The sequence below is a fragment of the Streptomyces sp. NPDC058274 genome (assembly GCF_042881375.1).
GTDB lineage: Bacteria > Actinomycetota > Actinomycetes > Streptomycetales > Streptomycetaceae > Streptomyces.
This window is the reverse complement of sequence record NZ_JBHVXW010000004.1, coordinates 165,633-187,846: the sequence shown is the minus strand read 5'-3', so window position 1 is coordinate 187,846 and position 22,214 is coordinate 165,633. Positions and strand designations below refer to the sequence as shown.

General features: G+C 73.9%; 10 protein-coding genes. 4 read left to right on the top strand and 6 right to left on the bottom strand.

What is annotated here, in order from left to right; genetic code table 11:
- Positions 1-3: 3 nt before the first annotated feature.
- Genes ACFVYF_RS10680 through ACFVYF_RS10660 form a run of 5 tightly spaced genes read right to left on the bottom strand, consistent with a single transcriptional unit; the run spans position 4 to position 15,022 of the window.
- A complete protein-coding gene (locus ACFVYF_RS10680) occupies positions 4-3,996 on the bottom strand; it encodes an amino acid adenylation domain-containing protein (protein ID WP_389454012.1) in 3,993 nt (1,330 codons plus the stop codon).
- Positions 3,993-8,810, bottom strand: coding sequence for an amino acid adenylation domain-containing protein (locus ACFVYF_RS10675; protein WP_389454009.1), 4,818 nt, complete (start codon positions 8,808-8,810; stop codon positions 3,993-3,995). The genes ACFVYF_RS10680 and ACFVYF_RS10675 overlap by 4 nt, the downstream gene beginning before the upstream one ends.
- Positions 8,807-9,859: a MupA/Atu3671 family FMN-dependent luciferase-like monooxygenase gene (locus ACFVYF_RS10670; RefSeq protein ID WP_389454006.1), complete on the bottom strand. Its 1,053-nt coding sequence runs from the start codon at positions 9,857-9,859 to the stop codon at positions 8,807-8,809. Before ACFVYF_RS10670 ends, ACFVYF_RS10675 begins: the two co-directional genes overlap by 4 nt.
- The gene (locus tag ACFVYF_RS10665; RefSeq protein WP_389454003.1) at positions 9,844-13,560 is read right to left on the bottom strand and encodes an amino acid adenylation domain-containing protein; all 3,717 of its coding nucleotides are present in this window, start codon (positions 13,558-13,560) and stop codon (positions 9,844-9,846) included. The genes ACFVYF_RS10670 and ACFVYF_RS10665 overlap by 16 nt, the downstream gene beginning before the upstream one ends.
- Positions 13,544-15,022 (bottom strand): MFS transporter, encoded by a 1,479-nt coding sequence (locus tag ACFVYF_RS10660; protein WP_389454000.1) that lies wholly within the window; start codon positions 15,020-15,022, stop codon positions 13,544-13,546. Before ACFVYF_RS10660 ends, ACFVYF_RS10665 begins: the two co-directional genes overlap by 17 nt.
- A 354-nt stretch (positions 15,023-15,376) precedes the next feature.
- Between ACFVYF_RS10660 and ACFVYF_RS10655 the strand changes: the two genes are divergently transcribed.
- Entirely contained in the window at positions 15,377-15,805 is a 429-nt protein-coding gene (locus ACFVYF_RS10655) for a hypothetical protein (RefSeq protein WP_389453997.1), read from the top strand.
- A gap of 99 nt (positions 15,806-15,904) precedes the next feature.
- Positions 15,905-16,276 carry a hypothetical protein gene (locus ACFVYF_RS10650; protein ID WP_389453995.1) on the top strand — a complete coding sequence of 124 codons (372 nt, stop codon included), beginning with the start codon at positions 15,905-15,907 and terminating at the stop codon, positions 16,274-16,276.
- A 119-nt stretch (positions 16,277-16,395) separates the two neighbouring features.
- Here the strand turns inward: ACFVYF_RS10650 and ACFVYF_RS10645 are convergent, their stop codons facing one another.
- Positions 16,396-19,092, bottom strand: coding sequence for a BTAD domain-containing putative transcriptional regulator (locus ACFVYF_RS10645; RefSeq protein ID WP_389453993.1), 2,697 nt, complete (start codon positions 19,090-19,092; stop codon positions 16,396-16,398).
- A gap of 591 nt (positions 19,093-19,683) precedes the next feature.
- On the opposite strand from ACFVYF_RS10645, the gene ACFVYF_RS10640 reads away from it, so the two are divergent.
- Positions 19,684-21,048: a helix-turn-helix domain-containing protein gene (locus tag ACFVYF_RS10640; protein ID WP_389453991.1), complete on the top strand. Its 1,365-nt coding sequence runs from the start codon at positions 19,684-19,686 to the stop codon at positions 21,046-21,048.
- Between the two features lie 123 nt (positions 21,049-21,171).
- Positions 21,172-22,101: an ornithine carbamoyltransferase gene (locus ACFVYF_RS10635; RefSeq protein ID WP_389453989.1), complete on the top strand. Its 930-nt coding sequence runs from the start codon at positions 21,172-21,174 to the stop codon at positions 22,099-22,101.
- The last annotated feature ends 113 nt before the right edge of the window (positions 22,102-22,214 follow it).

The following is a 22,214-nucleotide window of genomic DNA, read 5'->3' as shown; positions in this document are numbered from 1 at the left end:
CGGTCAGTCCCCCTGGAGGGCGGTCTGTCGGGCGGGTTGCAGGGCGGATTCGAGGACGGCGGCGATCTCGGCCGCCGGGCCCGCAGTGAGTACGTCGCTGTGGGTGCAGGCCAGTTCGCGTACCTCGACCGTGGCGGCGCCGCGCAGCCAGGCGGCGGCCTTCTCGGCCGTGGGCGCCTCGGAGTCGTGCGTGGCGGAGAAGAGGATCAGCGGGCCGTCGTACGGGGACGGCTGCCAGGTCCGTGCGAGGCGGATGTGGTGCGCGCCGGCGTCGGCCATGGCGTGCAGCCGTGCGTCGTCCAGCCCGTCGAAGGCGTGCTCGCTGCGGCGGACCGCGGCGAACGACTCCGCGCGGACGAGCTCGCCCGGCGGCAGCGGCAGACCGGGCGCGTGGGTGCGCAGCAGAAGGCGCAGCACCTCGTGCTCGACCACGGACGCGGCCAGTGGGGTGCGGGACACCTCCGGTGGTTTGGGCATCGCGTCCAGCACCGCGAGCAGCCCGATCTCCTCGCCGGCGTCGCGCAGCCGCACCGCGATCTCGTAGGCGAGCGGGCCGCCGAAGGAGCGGCCGACCAGCAGGTACGGGCCGTGCGGCTGGAGGGCGCGGATGCGTGCGGCGTAGCTCTCCGCCAGCTCGGCCATCGTGCCGGGCAGGTCGTCCGCGCCCCGCAGCAGCGCGGGGCTCTGCAGGGCGTGCACCGGCCGGGCCGGGTCGAGGTGGCGCAGCAGCGCGGAGAACGACCAGCCCAGACCGAGGCCCGGGTGCAGGCAGAAGAGCGGGGTGCCGCCGTCGCCCGCGCGCAGGGTGAGCACCGGGGCCAGGCTGTCGTCGGCCCGGGAGCCGGCGCGCCGGGCACCGGTGCCGCCGTCGAGCCGGGCGGCGAGCGCGGCCGGGGTCGGCGCGTCGAAGAGCGTGGCCAGCGGGACCCGTACGTCCAGGGCCGCCTCGACCTTCGACGTCAGCCGCATCGCGGTCAGGGAGTGCCCGCCGGACGCGAAGAAGTCGGTGTCGGGGCCCACCTCCGGCAGTCCGAGCACCTCGGCGAAGAGCGCGCACAGTTCCCGCTCCCGGGCGCTGCGCGGCTCCCGCACTCCGGCCACCGCCCCGGCGGGACCGGGCTCCGGCAGGGCGTCCCGGTCGACCTTGCCGTGCCGGGTGAGCGGGACCTGGTCGATACGGGCCCACACGGACGGCACGAGATGCGCGGGCAGGTGCCGGGCGGCGTACCGGCGCACTCGGGCCAGGACCTCGTCCCAGGGCTCGGCCCCGGCCGGGCGGGCCTCGGCGGCATCGGTGCCCTGCGCGGCTCCGGCCGGTCCGACTGCTCCGGTCGCGTCGGTCGCCCCGGTCGGCGGATCCGCCGGCACCAGCCAGGCCGCCAGGCGTTTGCCGCCGGTCGCGTCCCGGCGGGCGGCGACGACCGCGCGGGTCACGCCGGGGCAGCCGGCCAGGGCGGCTTCGACCTCGGCCGGTTCGACACGGAAGCCGCGGACCTTGATCTGGTCGTCGGCGCGGCCGGCGAATTCCAGGACGCCGTCCGGGGTCCAGCGGGCCAGGTCGCCGGTGCGGTACATCCGGGAGCCCGGCGGGCCGAACGGGTCGGCGACGAACCGTTCGGCGGTCTGGCCCGGCTGTCCGAGGTAGCCGCGGGCGAGTCCGCTGCCGGCGACGTACAGCTCGCCGACGCTGCCGGCCGGCAGCGGGCGCAGCCGGTCGTCGAGGACATAGCCGCGGGTGTTGTCCAGCGGGCGGCCCACGGGCACGGTGCCGGTGTCCGCCGACGCGGTGTGGGCGGTGGCGAACACCGTGGTCTCGGTGGGCCCGTAGCCGTTGACGACGGTCGTGCCGGGGCAGTGCTCCCGCATCCGGCGCACGGTCCCGGACGCGAGCACGTCACCGCCGGCCCACACCTCGTGCAGCCCGGCGAGCGACTGGGGCGCGATCTCGGCGACGGTGCGCAGGAGTTCGGGGGTGAGGAACAGCGCGGTGATCCCCTGCTCGGGCACCACGCGCCCGAGCAGCTCGGGCGTGACGGGCCCGGCCGGGGCGACGACCACGGTCCCGCCGTTCAGCAGCGGGATCCACACCTCGTACGTCATCGAGTCGAAGGTGTACGGGCTGTGCAGCAGGACCCGGCGGTGGGCGGCGCCCCGGAAGCGGCTGTCGGCGGCGAGCTCGACGATGGCCCGCTGGGGGACGACGACTCCCTTGGGTTCGCCGGTGGAGCCGGAGGTGTGCAGGACGCAGGCGGCCGCGTCGGGGTGGGTCTCCACCGCGCGGAAGGGCTCGTCGCCGCCCTCTTCGACGACGTCCAGCAGGACGATGTGGGGCGGGAGTTCTGTTCTCGCCTCGCCCAGGGTGAGGGCCACCCGGACCGACGCGGCGGCGGTCAGCCGGGCCAGCCGCTCCGGTGGCTGCTTCGCGTCCAGCGGGAGCCAGCTGCCGCCCGCCTTGAGCACGGCGAGCTGGGCGACGATCTGCGACGGCGAGCGCGGCAGCAGCAGGCCCACCGTGTCGCCGGGGAGCACCCCGGCCGCGGCCAGCCGGGCGGCGATCCGGTCCGACTCGGCGTCGAGTCGGGCGTACGTCAGGATGTCACCGGCGGATTCGACGGCGGGCGCGTGCGGGGTGCGTTCGGCCTGTGCGGCGAACCGGCCCACGATCGTGGGGGGTTCGGCGGGCGGCCGGTCCGGGCCGGCGGCCAGGTCGAGCAGCAGCCGGCTCTCGTCGTCGGGGAGGACGTCGAGCCGGTCCGCGGGCCGCCCGGGATCGCCCGCCAGCTCCTCGAAGACCCGCACCATCCGGCCGGCGACCGCGTCCGCCGGGACACCCCGGCGGCAGCTCACCGACAGCAGCATCCGCTCGGCCACGGCGACCGCGAGCGTCACCGGGTAGTGCGTCGCATCGGTGACCCCGAGCAGGCACACCTCGTCGGGGCCCGCCTGGTCCTCGGCGCGCTGCGGGAAGTTCTCGAACGCCAGGACCGTGTCGAAGAGTTCACCGGCGCCGACCGTGCGCTGCACCTCGGCGAGCCGGGCGTGCTGGTGGATCACCAGCCGGGACTGTTCGTCCTGGACGCGGGCGAGGAGTGCGCCGACGCTCTCCCCTTCGCGCAGCCGGATCCGTACGGGCAGGGTGTTGATGAACAGGCCGGCCATGTTCTCGACGCCCGGGAGATCGTGCGGGCGGCCCGAGACGACCGCGCCGAAGACCACGTCCCGTGCGCCGGTCATCCGGGCGAGCACCAGTGACCAGGCCGTCTGGACCAGGGTGTTGAGGGTGACGCCCGCCTCGGCGGCGCGCCGGGTCAGGGCCGCGGTGAGCGCGGCGGGCAGCCGCACCTGCGTGCGGTCCGCCACTCCGTCCGGCGCGGTGGGCGCCAGCAGGGCGGGCCGGTCGAGTCCTTCGAGCGCCTCGCACCAGGCCGCGTCGGCCTTGCGCTGGTCCTGGCCGCTGAGCCACACCAGGTAGTCCCGGTACGGCGCGGGCGGTGGCAGCGGCCGGCCCCCGACCAGGTCGGCCAGATCCCGTTCCAGCAGGGGCAGGGACCAGCCGTCGATGAGGATGTGGTGGACGGCCAGGATCAGTTCGGCGCCCGTGCCGTGCCGTACGAACAGGGCGCGCACCAGAGGCGGACGCGCCAGATCGAAGCGGCGGCGCGCGTCCGCACGCATCAACTCGTCGGTCCTGTCGCTCACTTCGGCGGGCGCGAGGCCCGTCAGGTCCGCCTCCCGCCAGGGCACCCGGGCGGACTGCGGGACGATCTGCACGGGCCGGTTGAGGCGCTTGTGCCGGAAGCAGGCGCGCAGGTTGGGGTGCCGTGCCAGGAGCCCGTCCACCCCGGCGCGCACGGCGGCCGCGTCGGCGGAGGGGCCGATCCGGAAGCGGGCCTGGACCAGATAGGGGTCGGGTCCCCCGGTGTCCCGCAGGGCGTGGAAGAGCAGGCCCTCCTGGACGGGGGAGAGCGGGAGTACGTCCGCGATGCGCCCGCTCATCGGCCGGCCTCCTGGTCGTCGTACGCCGCGAACTCGTCGGAGTCGAAGGCACCGAAGTCGCCGGGACGGCCGGGGCCGTCGAAGCCGCCCTCGTCGTCGGGGTCATCGAGGTCCATGCCGCCCTCCAGCAGCGCGAGTTGGTCACTGGTCAGGTCGACCAGGGGGAAGTCGGACGGTGCGGGGCCGTCGGTGCCGCCCGGTGCGGTCCCTGCCGCGAGCGCGGTGAGCGCCTCGGTCCACCGTCGGGCGAGGAGGCGTACCTCGTCCTCGGTGAACACGCCGGGCGCGTAGGAGAAGGTCGCTTCCAGGCGCAGTTCGCCGGCCTCCTCGTGGGCGAGGGTGTCCACTTCCAGGGCGTGGCCGAGGGGCATCGCGTCGGGGCCGGGTTCGAGCAGCCGTCCGCCGGCCGCGTCGCCGCCGCCGAGCCGGCCCAGGTAGTTGAAGCGGACGTCGGGTGCGGGCAGCGCGGCGAGCGCGGGTCCCGCGGCGGGGCTGAGATAGCGCAGGACGCCCCAGCCGAGGCCGCCGGACGGGACCGCCCGCAGCTGTTCCTTCACGCGTTCCAGGGACTCCCCCGCCCGCCCTTCGGACCAGGTGCCGATGTCGAGGCGGACCGGGTACTGCGTGGTGAACCAGCCGACGGTCCGGGACACGTCCACGGGCGCCGAGAGCGGTTCGCGTCCGTGGCCCTCCAGATGGACGAGCAGGGCCGAGCCGTCGCCCCGGTACCGCACGGCGGCGGCCGCGAGGGCGGTGAGCAGGACGGCGTCGGCACCGCAGTTGAACGCTCCGGGCAGCGTGACGAGGGCACTGCGGGTGAGCTCCGCGCCCAGTTCGACGGTGACGGTCGCCCGCCGTTCCCCGGCGCCGCGGCCCGCGGCGATCCGGATGTCGGGTCCGGTCAACTGCCGCTTCCACCAGTTGGCTTCACCGGCGAGATGCTCCGTCTCACGGGACAGCTCCCGCGCCCAGCGGGTGAAGGAGGTGCCCTTGGGGGCCTCGGTCGCGATGTCGTCGGCGGCCGGCGCGGTGAGCGCCTCGGCCAACTCGGGTCCCAGGACCCGCCAGGACACGCCGTCGACGGCCAGATGGTGCACGGTGAGCAGCAGCAGTCCCGGGCGCCCGCGTCCGGCGTCGAGCCAGACGGCCCGCAGCATCTCGCCGTCCTCCGGCCGCAGCACCGCGGAGCGCGCCAACTCCTCGGCCAGGGCGCCGGGTTCAGCGCTGTCGGGCACTGCCACGCGCCGGGCCCACCCGCTGTCCGGGTCCGCCGGCGGGGCCCCCGGCACCTCCAGTTCCCAGCCGGTGTCGTGGCGCAGCAGCCGCATGCGCAGGGCCGCGTGGCGTACGGCCAGACCGCGGACGGCCGCGCGGATCCGCTCCAGGTCGAGGCCGGCCGGCACCGGGAAGACCATGGACTGGGTGAACGTCCCGGTGTCGGCACCCTGTTCGCGCCACCAGTGCATCACCGGCGTCAGCGGCAGCCGTCCCTCACCGGTGTCGCGCTCCTCGTCGGAACCGGGCTCGGCGGGCGTGCGCGCGAGCACGGCGAGCCGCGCCGGCGTCCGTACGGTGAACACGTCCCGGGGGGTCAGGACGAGCCCGGCGGCCGAGGCCCGGGAGGCCAGCTGGATGGCCATGATGCTGTCGCCGCCGAGCCGGAAGAAGTCGCCGTCCACGGCGACCTGTTCGGTGCCCAGGACCTCCGCGAACAGCGCGCAGAGCGTCTTCTCGCGTCCGGTCGCCGGGGCCCGGCCGTCGTCCGCGTCCCGTTCGGCGGGCGCGGGCAGGGCGGCCCGGTCGACCTTGCCGCTGGTGGTCAGCGGCAAGGTGTCGAGGGGGACGACATCGGTGGGGACCATGCCGGTGGGCAGCCGGGCCGCGGTGTGCGCGAGCAGGGTGGCCGGGTCGAGCACGTGACCTGCGACCGGTACGGCGTAGGCGACCAGGTGGGGCCGGCCGCCGCGGCCCTCCCGCAGGACGGCCACCGCCCGGTCCACCGAGGGGTGTTCGGTGAGTACGGCCGCGATCTCGCCCGGCTCGATGCGCAGACCGCGCAGCTTCACCTGCTCGTCGCCGCGGCCCAGATAGTGCGTGGTGCCGTCGTCGTCGCGGTAGGCCAGGTCGCCGGTGCGGTACATCCGGCTGCCGGGCGGCCCGTACGGGTCGGCGACGAACCGTTCGGCGGTCAGGTCCGGCCGGCCGAGGTAGCCGTGGGCCAGCGCGGGCCCCGACAGGTACAGCTCGCCGCTCACCCCGGCGGGCACCGGGCGCAGCCGCTCGTCGAGGAGACGGGCGCCGGTACCGGCCACGGGGGTGCCGATGGGCGGGGCGGTGCCGTCGGCGGCCGGCGGCCCGGAGACGGTCGCGACGACGGTCGACTCGGTGGGCCCGTACGCGTTGTGCAGCCGGCGTCCGTCGGCGCTCCAGCGGGAGACCAGGTCCGGCGGGCATGCCTCGGCGCCCACGACGAGGGTGCGCAGGGCCGGATAGGGGCCCTCGGGCACGGTCGCCAGGACGGACGGCGGTACGAAGGCGCAGGAGATGTTCCGGTCGGTCAGCACCCGTCCGAGGTCGCCGCCGACCAGGGGGCCCGCCGGCGGCACGACCAGGGCGCCGCCCGAGCCGAAGGCCAGGCACATCTCACCGACGGAGATGTCGAACGAAGGCGACCCGAGCTGGAGCACCCGGCTGCCGCCGTCCAGCGCGAATTCCGTCACGAACGTGCGCATCAGCGCGGCCAGCCCCGTGTGCGGCACGACCACGCCCTTGGGGGCGCCGGTCGAACCGGAGGTGTGGATGACATAGGCGGGCAGGGCCGGGTCCAGCGGCAGAGCGGGCAGCGACCGGCCCGCGTCCTCCAGCAGCTCCTCGTACGCCCGCTCGTCCAGGACGAGACGGGGCACGTCCGTCGCCACCGGCAGGCCTTCCGCGCCGGTGACGAGGAGGGCGGGCGCGGCGGCGGCGAGCGTGCGGGCGAGGCGCTCCGCGGGGTGCTCGGGGTCGAGCGGGAGGTGGGCTGCGCCGGTCCGCTGGACGGCCAGCGCGGCCACCGGCCAGTCCGTGCCGCGGCCCAGGGCCAGCGCCACGGTCCGGCCGGGACCCGCGCCGTGCCGGACGAGGCGAGCGGCCAACCGGTCGACGCGCTCGACGAGTTGGGCGTACGTCAGGGTCGTGCCGGCCGTCTCCAGGGCCACCGCGTGCGGGGTGCGGGCGGCCTGCGCGGCCACCAGGTCGGGCAGCGAGGCGGGCTCGGGCGCGGCCGGTCCGGCCGAGCCGGCGAGCAGCCGCTGCCGCATCGCTGCGGGCACCGCGTCGAGCTCGCCGACGAGGCGGTCGGGGTCGGCGGTGACCTGGTGGATCAGCTCGACGTAGCACTCGGCCCAACGCGTCACCGCCTCGGGCGAGAAGGTGTCCGTGCGGATCTCGAAGTGGCCCTCCATGCCGTCGCCGCTGTCCTTCACGACGCCCACGAGGTCGTGCTCGCCGCCGGTGTGGATGCGCTCCGGCTCGGCGAACTCCCGTACGGCGGGAATGCTCGGCTGCTGCGTCAGGTGCATGAACACCCACTGGAACAGCGGGGACCGGCCGGCGCTGCGCTCGGGGGCGGTGGCGGAGACGATCCGGCCGACCGGGATGTCCGCGTTGGCCATCAGGTCGGGGAAGTCGACGGCGAACCGGGCCAGGACGTCGGCGAAGGAGCTGTCGGGCCGCACCCGCCAGCGGGTCGGCACGGCGTTCATGACGTACCCGATGACCTGGTCGAGGCCCTTGGCGGAGCGGTTGGCGATGGGGGTGCCGAGGACCAGGTCGTCGGCGCCGCTCACCCGGTGCGCGAGGACGGCGAAGACGGCCATCAGCACGACGTAGACGGAGGCGCCGCGCTCCCTGGCGAGGGCCCGCACGGCTCGTGCGGTGGGGGCGTCGAGGCGGAGCGGGATGTGCTCGATGCCGTCGCCGTGTTCGCCGCCGACCGCGCTCCGGCCGGCGGCGGGGCCGCTGCCCGGCACGGTGAGCGGCCCGGGCAGGTCGACGAGGTAGCGGCGCCAGAAGTCGAGCCGCGCCCCGAAGACGCCGGACTCCTGCAACTCGCCCTGCCAGGCGGAGAAGTCGGCGTACTGGATGGCCGGCCGGGTCAGCCGCGGCTCGGTGCCCTCGCGGACGGCCCGGTACGCCTCGGCGAACTCGGTCTGCAGCACGTCGAAGGACCACCAGTCGGTGATGATGTGGTGCAGGCTCAGCATCAGCGTCGAGCGCCGCTCGTCGACCTGGACGAACCGGGCCCGGATCAGCTTGTCCCGGCCGAGGTCGAAGGGGCGGCGGCGGAAGGAGCGGAAGGCCTCGCCGATGCCGGTTCCGGTGCCGCGCAGGTCCTCGCGCTCCAGCACGAACGGGCCGTCCTCGGGGAAGTCGACGCGCAGTTCGCCGTCGTCCCCCGTGCTGATCCGGGTGCGCAGGATGTCGTGGTGCCGCTGGATCAGCGTCAGCGCCGCCTCCAGATGGGCCACCTCCACGGGCTGGTCGAAGTGGTAGGCGCAGCACAGGTTGAGCGCCGGGGTCCCGGGATACAGCGACTCGTACACCCACAGGTCCTGCTGCGCCGGGCTCAGCCGCGCCGGCCGTCCGGCGTCGCGCGGCGGCACCACGGCGGGCACCTCCCGGGCCCGCCCGGCCTCCACCATCCGCCGCATCAGCCGCACCCGCTGATCACTGCCGAGCGCACCGAACCGGTCCGCGAGGGAGGGAGCCGAAGCGGAGGCGGCGGATGCGGCGGGGGCGGCGGTCGGGACGCGGCTGGTCGTCGGGGCGCTCATCGGACGGTCTCTTTCAGTTCGGCCAGGCGGTTCAGGCCGGCGAGTACGTGGTCCCGGCCGAGGCCGAAGTCGATGAAGCAGGCGATCTCGTCGACGCCCAGGTCCGCCAGATCGGCGAGCATCTTGGCGCAGTGGCCCGGGGAACCGAGGAGACTGCCCCAGCTCAGATAGCGCTCGAAGGCGAACTCGGCGAGCAGCGCGGTCTGTTCGTCGGTGAGCCGGACGGTGCCGGGGTCGGCCGCACGGTTGGCCGCGGTCTGGCGGACGTAGGAGGCGAGGTAGGTCTTCAGCGGCGCGCCCGCGAGGCGGCTTACCTCCGCGTCGTCCGCGCCGACGTAGGTGTGCGCCATCAGCGTCACCCGGCCGTGCGCGTCGGTGCCCCGCTGGTCGGGGGCGGCGGCGCAGGCCGTCCGGTACCGGGCGATCTTCTCGGCGAGTTCGTCGCGGGTCTGTCCGACGGTCGCGCCGAGCACGCCGGCGCGCAGCCCGCCGGCCGCCTCCCAGGTCTCCGGGTTCCCCGAGGTGGTGACCCACAGCGGCAGGGTCTCCTGCACGGGCCGCGGCTGCGGCAGGACGGAGACGGGCGCGCCGGTGCCGTCGGGGTACTCGGCGCTCTCCCCCGCCCACAGCGACCGCAGTACGGGGATGGTGCTCATCGTGCGTTCCCGGCGGTCGGCGTAGTGGCCGGGGGCGAGGGTGAAGTCGGCGGAGTGCCAGCCGGTGGCCACGGACAGACCGACGCGGCCGTGCGAGAGGTTGTCCACGACCGCCCAGTCCTCGGCGACGCGCAGTGGGTGGTGCAGCGGCAGGACGACGCTGCCCGCCCGGATCCGGATGCGCTCGGTGGCGACGGCGAGCGCGGCGCTGAGCACCGGCGGGCTGGGGAAGACCTGCCCGACCTGCTGGAAGTGGCGTTCGGGGGTCCAGACGGCGTGGAAGCCGAGCCGGTCCGCGGTGCGGGCGACGGTGAGGATGTCCTCGTACGTCTGCGCGTGCCGCGTCTGACCGGCGGTGCTGTCCGCACCGAAGAACATCACGCTGAGGTCCACTGCCTCTCCTTCTGGTTCGTGCTGCCGTGGGGCTGCGGATCCGGCCGGCGCGGCACGCGCGGGCGTCGGGGAATGGCGGCCGGGACGGGCGTGGGCCGGGCCGCGGCCCGCTCCAGCTCGGTGGCGAGTGCGGCGAGGGTCGGGGCGGCGAAGAGCTGGGCCGCGGTGACCGGCCGGCCCTCGGTGCTGAGGCGGGCCGCGACCCGCACCGCGCGCAGAGAGTTGCCGCCGAGCGCGAAGAAGTCGTCGTGCAGACCGACGTCCGGCAGCCCGAGCACGTCGCACCAGACGGCGGCGGCCTCCCGCTCGGCGGCGGTCCTGGGACGGTCGCCACAGGCGGGGGCGGCGCCCTTCCGCACCGGGAGCGCGATCCGGTCGCGTTCGTCGGCGCGCCGGGGCGGATCGGCCAGGCCGAGCCGCGAGATACGGGTGCCGGGAGCGGCCGCGGCGCTCTCCAGGGCGTGCACGAGGGCGTCCGCGAGCCAGTCGACGAACGCCCGCTCCAGGGAGTCGGCGCGGTACTCGAACGTCAGCGTCAGACCCTCCGGGATGCCGCCGGGCCCGGTCGCGTCGCACACGTCGACCAGCAGCTCGAAGCGTGCGGCTCCGGTGCGCACGACCTCGACGCCGGTGTCGGCGCCGGGCAGGGCGACCTCGGCGCGGGCGTTGTTCTGCAGCGCGAGCACCACGTCCGTGAACGGTTGCCGGCCCGGGGTGCGGGCCGGGTTGAGCGCGCCGACCACTTCCTCGAACGGCACGTCCTGGTGGGTGAAGGCGGCCAGGTCGGTGTCCCTGACCCGGGCCAGCAGTTCGCCCGCGGTCGGGTCCCCGGAAGCATCGGTGCGCAGCACCAGCATGTTGACGAAGAACCCGACGACGTCCTCGACGCTCCCGTCACCGGCGCGTCCGGCGAACGGGGCGCCGACCGCGGTGTCCTCGTCCGCGCCGGCCCGCACCAGCGCGGTGACCAGAGCGGCGTGCAAGGCCATGAAGAGGGTGGCACCCTGGGCGCGGGCGGAGTCGACGAGCCGGGCATGGGCCGTCGCGTCCAGCCGGCGTACGACGGTTCCGGCCGTGGGACCCGGCACGGCGGGCCGCTCCCGGCGGCGCGGCAGCAGCGGGCCGTCGGCCGCGAGCCCGTCCAGCTCCTTCTGCCAGTACCTGAGCTGCCGTGCCGCCAGGGAGTGCGGGTCGGCCGGCGAGCCGAGCCGGTCGAGCAGCCGGCGCGCGTGTTCCGCGTACGGGACGGCGAGCGGCCGCGGACCGGCGCCGCCGCCCTCCCCCCGGGTGCGGGCCGCGTAGGCGTGCGACAGGTCGCGGAAGAGCGGGCGCAGCGACCAGCCGTCGCCGGCGATGTGATGGACGAGCACCAGCAGCGCGTGCTCGTCCGGACGCTCCCGCGTGGTGAACAGGGTCGCGCGCAGGGGGAGTTCGGTCCGCAGATCGAAGCGGTGAGCCGCCTCGGCAGTAATGCGTCCGGTCAACTCGCCTTCGGGTACGGCGACTTGATGGAACGGGGGTCGCCCCGCCGCACCCGTCAGGACCCGTCGTACGGGCGCGCCGTCCACCTCGTCGAAGACGGTGCGCAGGACGTCGTGGCGTTCGGCGACGAGGTGCAGGGCGTCGCCGAGCGCGGCCGCGTCGACGTCGCCCCGCAGCCGTACGAGCATCGGCAGGTTGTACGCGCTGCCGGCGCCGATCCGGTCGAGGAACCACAGCCGGTGCTGGGCGTGGGAGACCGGGAGCGTGCGCGCGGGTTCGTGGACGGCGGCCGGACTCGCGTCCGGGGCGGGCCGCGGGGCCGACCCGCGGGCCGCCTCCACATGGGGTGCCAGCCGCGCCGGCGTGCGCGCCTCGAAGAAGGTGCGGATGTCCGTCTCGGCTCCGAGCACCGCGTGGATCCGGCCGAGCAGCCGGGCCGCCAGCAGGGAGTGGCCGCCCAGCGCGAAGAAGTCGTCGTCGGGACCGACCTCTTCGGCCCGCAGGACCTGGGCGAAGAGCCCGCACAGCGCCCGTACGGTGGCGTCCGCCGCGACCGGCGGACCGGCGAGCGGGGCGGGTCCAGCCGTGGGCCCGGTAGCCGGATCGGGCCGGGCCGCGCGGCCCGTGGGCCCGGCGGCCGGGTCCGGCAGGGACGCGCGGTCCAGCTTTCCGCTGGGGGTCAGGGGCAGGGCGTCCAGGGGGACGAAGGCGGCGGGGACCAGGTAGTCGGCGAGGACTGCACGGGCGTACGCCCGCAGGTCGCTGTCCGGCGGGGCCTGTTCCCGGCCGCCGCGCGGTATGACGTACGCGGTCAACTGGCGGTCCCCGTCCGGGTGTTCGTGGGCGACGACGGCGGCCCGCTCGATGTCCGGGTGGCGGACCAGCACGCTCTCTATCTCGCCGGGCTCGACCCGGAAGCCGCGTATCTTCACCTGGCTGTCGGCCCGGCCCAGATACTCGAGGATCCCGTCCGGGCGGCGCCGCACGAGGTCGCCGGTGCGGTACACGCGCTCGCCGGAGGGGGCGGCGACGAAGCGTTCGGCGGTGAGGCCGGGCTGCCCGCGGTAGTCACGGGCGACGGCCGCACCGGCGGCGTACAACTCGCCCGTGGTGCCGTCCGGGACCGGGGCGAGCCGTTCGTCGAGGACGTACAGCCGCTTGCCGGCGAGCGGACGGCCGATCGGTACGGGGCCGCCGGCCGCCACGTCGTGCGGGGTGACGGGGTGGACGGTGAGGAAGACCATGCACTCGACGGGCCCGTAGCCGTTGCTCAGCCGCAGCTCCGGCAGGCGTTGCAGGGTGCGGGCCACGTGCGGGGCGGACAGGGCCTCGCCGCCGACGACGAGTTCCCTCAGGCCCTCGATCGCCCGCGGGTACTCGTCGACGATCACGTTGAACAGCGACGCCGACAGGTACATGGACGTGATGCCGTGCTCGGCCACGAGCCGGGCGATCACGAAGGGTTCGGGCCGGCGCCCCGGGTGCAGGACGCACCGGCCCCCGTTCATCAGCGGGCCCCACAGCTCCAGGGCGAACGCGTCCCAGGACAGCGGCGCGCACTGGAGCCATACGGCGCCGGGTCCGAAGGACGCGAAGTCCTGCCCGGTCAGCGTGGACGTCACCGCGCGATGCGGCGCGGCGATGCCCTTCGGGCGCCCCGTCGAGCCGGAGGTGAACATCACGCACGCGATGTCGTCCGCGTCCACGGCCACCGTGCCGCGCCCCAACGGCCGCGCGGTCAGGGCGTCTTCGACGTACACCGGCCGGCCGCCGAGACCGGCGGGCGGAACCAGCTCGGCACCCACCGGCGGGACGGAGGCGGACCCGGAGGGCGCAGGGGCCGCGCTCCCCGGCACCTCGACCGCGACCGGCCCGGCGACCGCGGAGGTCACGGCGGCCCGGGACGACACCACGACCGCGACCCCGGCGTCCGCCGCCATCGCGCGCAGCCGCTGGTCCGGGAAGTCCGGGTCGAGCATCACGTATCCGGCGCCGGCCTTGAGGATGCCGAGGACCGCCACGACCAGTTCGGCGGAGCGCTCGAGATACACGCCGACCGTGTCGCCGCGCCGCACTCCGCGCGCACTGAGCAGGCCCGCCATCCGGTCGGCCCGCGCGTCGAGTTCGGCGTAGCTCAGCCGCTCGTCGCCGTGCACCAGCGCGGTCGCCCCCGGGGCCCGGACCACCTGCTCCTCGAACAGCTCATGCACGCACTTCATCGCGCTCACCTCGCCTGTCGCGGCTGTCGTCGGTGTCTTCGGCCGCGGTGGCCGCGGTGGCCGCAGTGGCCGCAGCGGCCAGGGCGGTGGGGACGGTGGGGGCGGTGGGGGCGGTGGGGGCGACCACTTCGGTCGGGGTGGCCTCGTCGGTCGGGGCGGCCGGGCCGGAATCGCCGCTCGCGTCGACATCGGGGAGCAGGACGTCGATGTCCCTGATCGAGCGGCTGGCCAGGCCCCACAGCGCCACCACGGTTCCGGCGACGCCGGCGAGGAGGAGCATGGCCGCCATGCCGGTGCCGGGGGCGTCGCCGAGCAGTGGGCCCAGGACTGTGAAGAGGCCGGAACCGTCGGCCGCCTGCGGCTCGAAGAAGTGGTCGGCGAGGGGGCCGGAGACCGCCGTGGCCAGCGGGACGGAGATCTGGGACAGGAACATCACCGCGCCGAAGACCCGGCCCTGCCACTCCTGGGGGACCTTGGTCTGCACGATGGCCTGCATCGAGGAGTTGACCGTCGTCATCAGCAGCGCGCCGACCAGGATGGCCAGGCTCCAGCCGATCACACCGTCCACGAGCGCCATCGCGATCAGCGCGGACAGACACATGCCGACGACGCCGAGCATCATGCCCCGGCCCCGGTTCCTGGGTCCGCCCCAGGCGGCCATGAGCAGCGCGCCGGCGACTCCGCCGACGCCGATCGCGCTGTTCACGACGGCGAGTTCGGCGTTGCCGGCCCGCAGCAGCACCATCGGCTGGATGACCGCGAAGCCGAAGACCATCACCAGGTTGACGACACAGAAGTTGACGATCAGATCGCGCAGGCTGGGTATCCGGAACAGGTAGCGCAGTCCCGCGACCGCCTCGGCGGTGATCCTGCGCAGTGGCCCGCCGTGGCCGTCCGCGGTCCGGGGAGCGGCCTTGTCGCCGGTCAGCCGGACCAGTCGGACACCGACCAGGGCGAAGGCGTAACTCGCCAGGTCGACCAGGAGGGTGGGACCGATGCCGAAGAGGGCGACCATCAGACCGCCCAGCGCCGGGCCGCCGATACCGGCGGCGCTCTTGGCGCCCGCCAGCAGCCCGTTGGCGCGGCCCAGCTGGTCCTTGCGGACGAGCAGCGGGACGGCGGAGGACAGGGCCGGGAACTGGAAGGCCGCGCAGATCCCGAGCAGCAGGGTGGCCGGATAGATCTGCCAGGACTGGAGTGCGCCGAGATAGTGAAGGAGGGCGAGTGCGCCGACGACCAGGAATCCACCCGCGTCCGCTATTTGCAGTGCGGCCCGTTTGGTGATGCGGTCGACAATTGCGCCCGCAATGGGGCTGAACACCGCCTGTGGCAGCAAAGCGCACAGCGAGAGTGCGGTGACCGCGGTGGCCTGTTCGCCGGTGGACCACACCTCGATGATGAAAGCGAACCTGACCGCCGCGCTTCCCACGAGGGACACCGCCTGGCCGGACCAGACAAGCATGAGCGGCCCCATCCCCGTGAAACGTCCGGGAATGTCCGCTGTTCGCCGGGCGCCCATGTCAGGCCCCGGTTCCGTTGCGCTCGGGCGACGGGTGCGACGGCGGGTACACCGTGCACTCCGTGCCGCTTTCGAAAGGACTGCTTGCCACGCCTCAATCCCCCAGGAATTCCGATTCCCTTGCGGATCACGATGGATCTCGCCTGAATTGAACGAGCCTCATCATGGGGCCGGCTATTACCGACGCGTTCCCACTGCGAACACCGGAACGGGAAGCGGACGGGAACAGTTCGGGAGGGATTCGGGATCCGGCCGGGCAAGGGTCGCCGTGTAGTTGTCTGCAGAAGGAGTACTCCTGTGAAGGACCCCCGGGACCGTTCGCCAGACGGGGCGGAACTGCGCCACGCCCTCCATGACCTGTCCACCGTCGAGCGGTGGGCCGAGCGCGTGTCGGCCGGCGCCCGGCCGGAGCCGTACACCTCCCAGGAGTCCTGGGAGGGACCCGAGTTCAGCGTGGACACCGAAACGGTGAACGGCATGCACAGCGTCGCCGGCATCTCCGTCTGGCCTCCGGGCGCGCACGCGGAGCCCGCCCGGCTCGACGAGGCCTCGCACGCCGCCCTGCGCTCCCTGGTCAGATCCCTGCTCGACCTGGCGGGCCACGAGACGGGCCCGGCGCGCACCCATGTGGTGCTCGCCCCCGGCGGACCGCGCGTCGTGGCCTGCCGGCTGGGCGGAGAAGGCCTGGTCATGGACCGTTCCCGGGATGGTTCCCCGGGGCGGTAACGCACCGGGAACGGTCAGGGAACGCCCGCCAGCAGCATCAGTGGTGTCGGGAAGCGGAAAACACCGCAAAGCCCGCAAACACCACAAAGGGGCGGGACCATGGGACGCAAGCTTGCTGGACTTATCGGGATCTTCGTGGCGGCGCTGGCCTTCGGTTTCGGAGCCTCCGCCGAGACGGGCAACTCCCAGGCTCAGCACAGCTCGCAGCACATCCTCGCGGACGTCCAGAACCCGACGGTCCTGCCGCTCGACGTGCAGAACCCCACCAAGGTCGACGACGTACAGAACCCGACCACGGTCCAGGACGTCCAGAACCCCACCAAGGTCGATGACGTCCAGAACCCCACCACGGTCCAGGACGTGCAGAACCCGACGACCGTCCAGGACGTCCAGAACCCGACCAAGGTCGACGACGTGCAGAACCCGACCACCGTCCAGGACGTCCAGAACCCGACCACCGTCACCGTGTAGCCGCCCCGCTCGACGCCTCTCCCGCACCACGCGCAGTGCCCCGCACCGGAGTCACGGTGCGGGGCACTGCGCTGTTCCGTACGGTTCCGCGGTGCCGCCGGCGGACGCGGGCGGGCCGGTCAGTCGCGCCGGTGATCCGCGGGCACGCCCATCTCCGCGAAGAGCGCCTCCGCGGCGGCCCGGTGCGCCGCGGCGTCCTCCGCGTCACCGAGGGCCTGGGCCATGCCCGCCAGCGCGTAGGCCTCCTCGATGCGGTAGTTGATGGCCGTGGCGAGCCGGTACGCGTGGGTGTGCAACGCGAGCGCCGTCTCCCGGTCCCCCTGCCGGCACCGGAGCCGGCCCACGGTGTTCTCCACCTTGGCCCGGCGCAGCGGCGACGCGTTGGTGCGGACGAGTTCGAGGGCGCGCGCCGCCGGATCCGGGGTCCGCACGGGCCGGCCGAGCCGGTCGTCGACGTCGGCCGACAGGGCCAGCGTCAGCGCGACGTCCCCGGGGTCACCGCCCGCGTCGAAGAGTTCGCGTGCCCGTTCCAGGCAGCGGTCCGCCTCCTCGTACGCGCCCAGGCTCACATGGGCGAAGGCCAGGTCGGTGAGCGTGGCCGTCTGGTGCTCGTGCTGGCCGAGACGGGCCCGCAGTTCGACCGCGCGCTCGGCCGCGGTCCTCGCCTCCTCGGGCCGGCCCCACTGCTCGTAGAGCGTGCTGAGGATGGTGAGGTTGTCGGCCTCCGAGCGGGCGACGCCCAGTTCGCGTTCGAGGGTGGTCGCCTTCTCCAGATGGACGAGAGCTTCGGAGAAGCGGCCGAGCAGGCTGTTGAACTGGCCGAGCGTGCTCTCGCTGTGCGCCACGGTGTGCCGGTCGCCGAGGCGGGCGGCGACGTCCCGGCCCTCCTTCGCGACCTCGATCCCCTCCGTGAACCGGCCCAGCTTCCAGCAGGCGACGCCCAGGTTGGACAGGCTCACCCCGAGCAGCCCGAGATCACCGACCCGGCGGGCGGCGGCGACCGCGACCCGTCCCAGGTCGCCGAACTCCTCCATCTGTCCACGCGCGTTGAGCTGGAAGACGAGATTGCGGGCCAGGCAGACCACGTACCGGTCGTGCCCCCGGCGTTCCGCCAGCGTGACGGCCGAGATCAGCGCGGTCTGCTCACGGGTGAACCAGGCCTGCGCCAGGTCGGGGTCACCGAGGTCCGGCAGCTCGGCGGTGGCCGGCGGGATCCCGGTGTGACGTTTCTGCCTGCCGGGGTAGAGCACCTCGCACGCCTTCTCGGTGGCCGTCAGGTAGTAGCCGAGCAGCCGTTCCACCGCGATGGCGTCCTCCCCCTCGGTCGACTCGCCGAGCAGGCTCTGCGCGAAGCTGCGCACCAGGTCGTGGAAGGTGTAGAGACCGATCTCCGGCTGCTGGACGAGGTGCACGTCGAGCAGCAGTTCCAGGATGTCCTCCGCCTCCCAGGTCCCCGAGCCGAGCAGCGCGCCCGCCGCGTGGACGTTGATGTCCCCGCCGGGGTGCAGGGCCAGGATCCGGAACGCGGTGCGGCACTCCTCGTCCAGTGCCTGGTACGACAGACGGAGGGTGGCGGAGACGCTGCGGGCGCCCGCGCTGAGCTCGTCGAGCCGGCGTGTCTCGTCGCTCAGCCGTTCCGCCAGGTACTGGAGGGTCCAGCGCGGCCGGTTGCGCAGCCGGGCGGTGGCGATGCGCAGGGCGAGCGGGAGGTGGCCGCACAACTGGGCCAGTTCCGCGGCGGCTTCGGGCTCGGCGGCGACGCGCCGGGCGCCGAGTGTCTCGGCCATCAGGGTGGTGCTCTCCTCGGCCGACATCACCCCGATGGAGATCCACTGCGCGCCGTCGAGGTCCACCAGCCGCGCCCTGCTGGTGACCAGGACCAGGCAGCCGGAGGAGGCGGGCAGCAGCGGCCCGATACCGGCCGCGTCAGCCGCGTTGTCCAGGAGGATGAGCAGGCGCTTTCCGACGAGCGTGGCGCGCCACAGAGCGGTACGGCCCAGCACGTCGTCGGGTATTCGGTCCCCCGGTATGCCCAGCGCGCGCAGCAGGCTGTCGAGTGCGGTGCCCGCGGTCACCGGCTGGTCCCCGGGGGTGTAGCCGCGCAGGTCGAGATGGAGCTGGCCGTCCGGGTAGGCCGCCGAGAGCCGGTGCGCGGCCCTCACCGCCAGTGACGTCTTGCCGCAGCCGCCCATGCCGTCGAGGGCCACGATCCGCGGTCCCTGTTCGCCGCTCTCCTCGGCGCAGCGCAGCAGTTCGCTCAGTTCCCGGTCACGCCCGGTGAAGTCCGCCAGGTCGTTCGGGAGGGTGCAGGGCGGCTCCGCGGGCAGCTCGACGGGCGGGGCGGGCGGGGCCGGTGGCGGCGGGCCGGCCAGTTCGGGGCTCTCGCGCAGGATCCCCTCGTACAGCTTGGTCAGTTGTGGTCCCGGATCGATACCGAGCTCCTCGACGAGGAGTAACCGGACCCTGCCGTATTCCTCCAGCGCCTCCGCCTGGCGTCCCGAGCGGTACAGCGCGAGCATCAACTGGCCGCGCAGGGTCTCCCGCAGCGGATGCTGGTTGACCAGTTCCCGCAGGTCACCGACGAGTTCGGCGGCCTCACCGAGCGCGAGACGCAGGTCGAAGAGCTGTTCCGCCGCGGTCAGCCGGCGCTCCTCGATGGTGGTCGCCGCCGCCTCGATCACCGGGCCCCCGCTGCCGGAGAGGACCGGACCGCGCCACAGCGCGAGTGCTCCGCGCAGTATCTCGGCGGCTTCGGCGGAGCGGCCCTCGGCCGCCGCGGTCTTCGCCTCCCGCGCCAGCAGACTGAATTCGGCCAAATCGATTTGTGAATCCCCTATGGCCACGCGATAGCCGGGGCCGTCGGTGAGGAGGACTTCCGCACCGCCCGGGATCCGTCGGCGCAGATCCGCAATGGCCTTCCGTACTTGGTGGGATGCCGTTGTCGGCGGATCGTCGTCCCATGCGGCCTCGACGAGACGGGATACCGGAAGAACCCTTCCGGCCTCCAGCAACAGGGTGGCCAGAACTCGTTCTTGAATCACTCCACCCAGCCGTAGCCGTGTCCCGTTCGCCCACCCCTCGATGGGACCGAGAATGTTGAACCGCAGCTGTTCCCCTGCCGCTGCCGTCACGGAGCGTTCCTCCCCCTCAGGTCTACGACCCCCCTGTAGCGCCTGGTCGCAGGTGATCGTAGCCCTCGGCGGAAAAGTGCGGTACCGCTCCGGGAAGAGTTCGGGAATGGCGCACCGGAAGCTGTTCACCATCGGCGGACCGACACCGCCCTCGAGGAGAACAGAGCGTGAGCAGACCGGAGATACCCCAGTCCGGAAGGACTCGTTCCGGACAATCCTGGGAGATCGGGGAACCGGGCCACACCATTGCCACCGCATGTGGGGACCAAGGAGACAATGATGAATTCCCAGGCGCCGACGCCCGGGCTGGACGTCTTGCTGCAGAATGCGCGCAGGCGGGCCGGACTCACTCAGGAACAACTCGCCGGACTTTCCACCGTCAGTGTGCGCGCCATCCGCGACCTGGAGCAGGGCCGCGTGCAACACCCCCGTAAAGAAACGCTGCGTCTGCTGGCCGGTGCCATGCGGCTGAGCGACGCCCGGCGCATCGAGCTCGAACTCGCCGTCGACGCGCACTCGGTGGGGCGAGTCTTCCAGGACAGTTACGGCGCCGAGCTCGCCGCGCCGCCCACCCCGCTGCGTCCGCTGGTCGGCCGCCGGGCCGAACTGGAGGCGCTGACCGCCCGGTTGAGCTCCGGTCACGAGCGGCTGCTGACCCTGGTGGGACTGCCCGGCGTGGGCAAGTCCCGGCTCGCCCAGGAGGCCACGCTGCGGATCCACGCCCAGGACCGGGTCCCGGTGCTGTGGGTGGCCATGGACCGGCCCGCCGGGGCCGACCCGGGCGCGGCGACGCACAGCCCCGGGGCCACCATGACCGGCTGGGTACGGGCGCTGGTGCGGGACGGCGAGAAGTACGACGAGCTCTCCGGGGTCATCGGGTCCAAGCCGACCCTGATCGTCCTGGACGGCCACGACGCGTCACCCGCCGTCGGCCCGGCCGTACTCAACCTGCTGCGTTCCTGCGAGCGCCTGAAGATCCTCGTCACCAGCCGGCGGCCGGTGCAGCCACCCGGCGGACGGCTGCTGCCGCTGGCCCCGCTGCCCGTCCCTCTCCCCGCCGCCCCCACCGGCACCACGCCGGGCGACTCGCTCGTCACGGACCGGCCCGCGGTCGAACTCATGCTGTCGTACGTCGGCCACATGCGCCCCGACGTGCTGCCCACGGACTCCGTCACCACCACGGTGGCCCACATCTGCCATGCCCTGGACGGCATACCGCAGGCGCTGGAGGCGGCCGCGTCCTGGCTGCTGTTGTACTCGCCCGAGCAGCTTCTCGACGTCGCCCGGACCACCCCGCTGGTCCTCGTCGACGGGGTCACGCCCGCCGACTCGGCGACCGGCCCCACCCTCGGCGACCAGCTGGGCGCCGTCGTCACCGCGCTCAACCCGCATGCGGCCGAGCTCCTCGCCACGCTCGCCGCGCTTCCCGAGCCCTGGACGGTGGACCGGGCCGCCCGCGCAGCGGGCACCGCGCTGGCGGAGACCGCCCGGGACGTGCACGCGCTGCTGCTGCGCGGGCTGATCCGCCAGCACCCGTCCGAGCCGGGCGGGCCCGTCGGATTCACCGTGCTCAACCTGGTGCGCGAGCTGCTCGCCGCGCCGGACCGCCGGGAGCCGGCGGTGGAGGCGCTGGCCTTCTAGCCACCGCGCCACGGGTCACCGCACCCCAGTCACCGGCCGCCGCACCCCGGTCACCGACTCCACACGTCACTCGCCACCCGTCGCACTTCACCCCTCACTCGCCACAAGAAGGGCACCCCAGCCATGCGCAACCTGATCTCCCTCGCCGACCTCACCCCGGCCGAGCTGCACCACATCGTCGGGCGGGCCGTCACGTTCGGCCGGGACGGTGTCGACCGCAGGACGCTCGCCGGCCGTCAGGTCGGCCTCTACTTCCGCAAGTCCTCGACCCGTACCCGTACGTCGTTCTGGAGCGGGGCCACCCGGCTGGGCGCCGACGTCATCACCTTCGGCCCGAACGAACTCCAGCTCAGCACCGGAGAGACGGTCGAGGACACCGCCCGGGTGCTGGGCCAGTACCTCGACGCGCTCGTCGTACGCACCAACGGGGACGTGGACGAGATACGACGCCTCGGCAGCAGTCCGGATCTGGCGGTGGTCAACGCGCTGACCCTGGACGAGCATCCGACCCAGGCCATCGCCGATCTGGCCACTCTCACCGAGCAGTTCGGGTCGCTGGAGGGACTTCATCTGCTCGCCGTCGGCGAGGGCAACAGCTCCGGCGCCGCGCTGGCGCTGGCCGCGGCGCTGACGCCCGGACTGCGGCTCACCCTGCTCTGCCCGCGCGGGTACGAGGTGCCCAAGGAGACGCTGGACCTGGCGGCCGAACTCAGCGGCGGCACGGCCCAGGTGCAGCAGGTCGTCAGCCCGGACGAGGTGCGCGGGACGGCGGACGCGGTGTACACCAGCCGGTGGCAGACGATGGGGGTGCCGAAGGCGAACCCGGACTGGCTCGACGACTTCGACGGGTTCCGGATCGACAGCGCGTTCCTCGACCGCTTCGGCGGCCCGCGCACCGTCTTCCTGCACGATCTGCCCGCGGTGCGCGGCCAGGAGGTCACGGACGAGGTGCTCGACGGGGAGCGCAGCGTCGCCTGGCGGCAGGCGCACCACAAGATGACGGCGGCGATGGCCGTCCTGGAGTGGTCCGTCGTGGGCTCCGCCGATTCCTGACCGGCGTTCCGCGCACGCATTGCGCACGTATTGCGCACGTATGCCGATGCGTTGCCCGGCGCCAGCCCGCACATTCCGCACGCACCAGAACCCGGGTCCGCGGGAGTTTCCCT

What these genes read in the sequence shown, in the direction of transcription:
- ACFVYF_RS10680 (WP_389454012.1), bottom strand. Translation starts at nt 3,996, where the DNA reads ATGAGCGGGCGCATCGCGGACGTACTCCCGCTCTCCCCCGTCCAGGAG.
- ACFVYF_RS10675 (WP_389454009.1), bottom strand. Translation starts at nt 8,810, where the DNA reads ATGAGCGCCCCGACGACCAGCCGCGTCCCGACCGCCGCCCCCGCCGCA.
- ACFVYF_RS10665 (WP_389454003.1), bottom strand. Translation starts at nt 13,560, where the DNA reads ATGAAGTGCGTGCATGAGCTGTTCGAGGAGCAGGTGGTCCGGGCCCCG.
- ACFVYF_RS10660 (WP_389454000.1), bottom strand. Translation starts at nt 15,022, where the DNA reads ATGCTTGTCTGGTCCGGCCAGGCGGTGTCCCTCGTGGGAAGCGCGGCG.
- ACFVYF_RS10650 (WP_389453995.1), top strand. Translation starts at nt 15,905, where the DNA reads ATGGGACGCAAGCTTGCTGGACTTATCGGGATCTTCGTGGCGGCGCTG.
- ACFVYF_RS10640 (WP_389453991.1), top strand. Translation starts at nt 19,684, where the DNA reads ATGATGAATTCCCAGGCGCCGACGCCCGGGCTGGACGTCTTGCTGCAG.
- ACFVYF_RS10635 (WP_389453989.1), top strand. Translation starts at nt 21,172, where the DNA reads ATGCGCAACCTGATCTCCCTCGCCGACCTCACCCCGGCCGAGCTGCAC.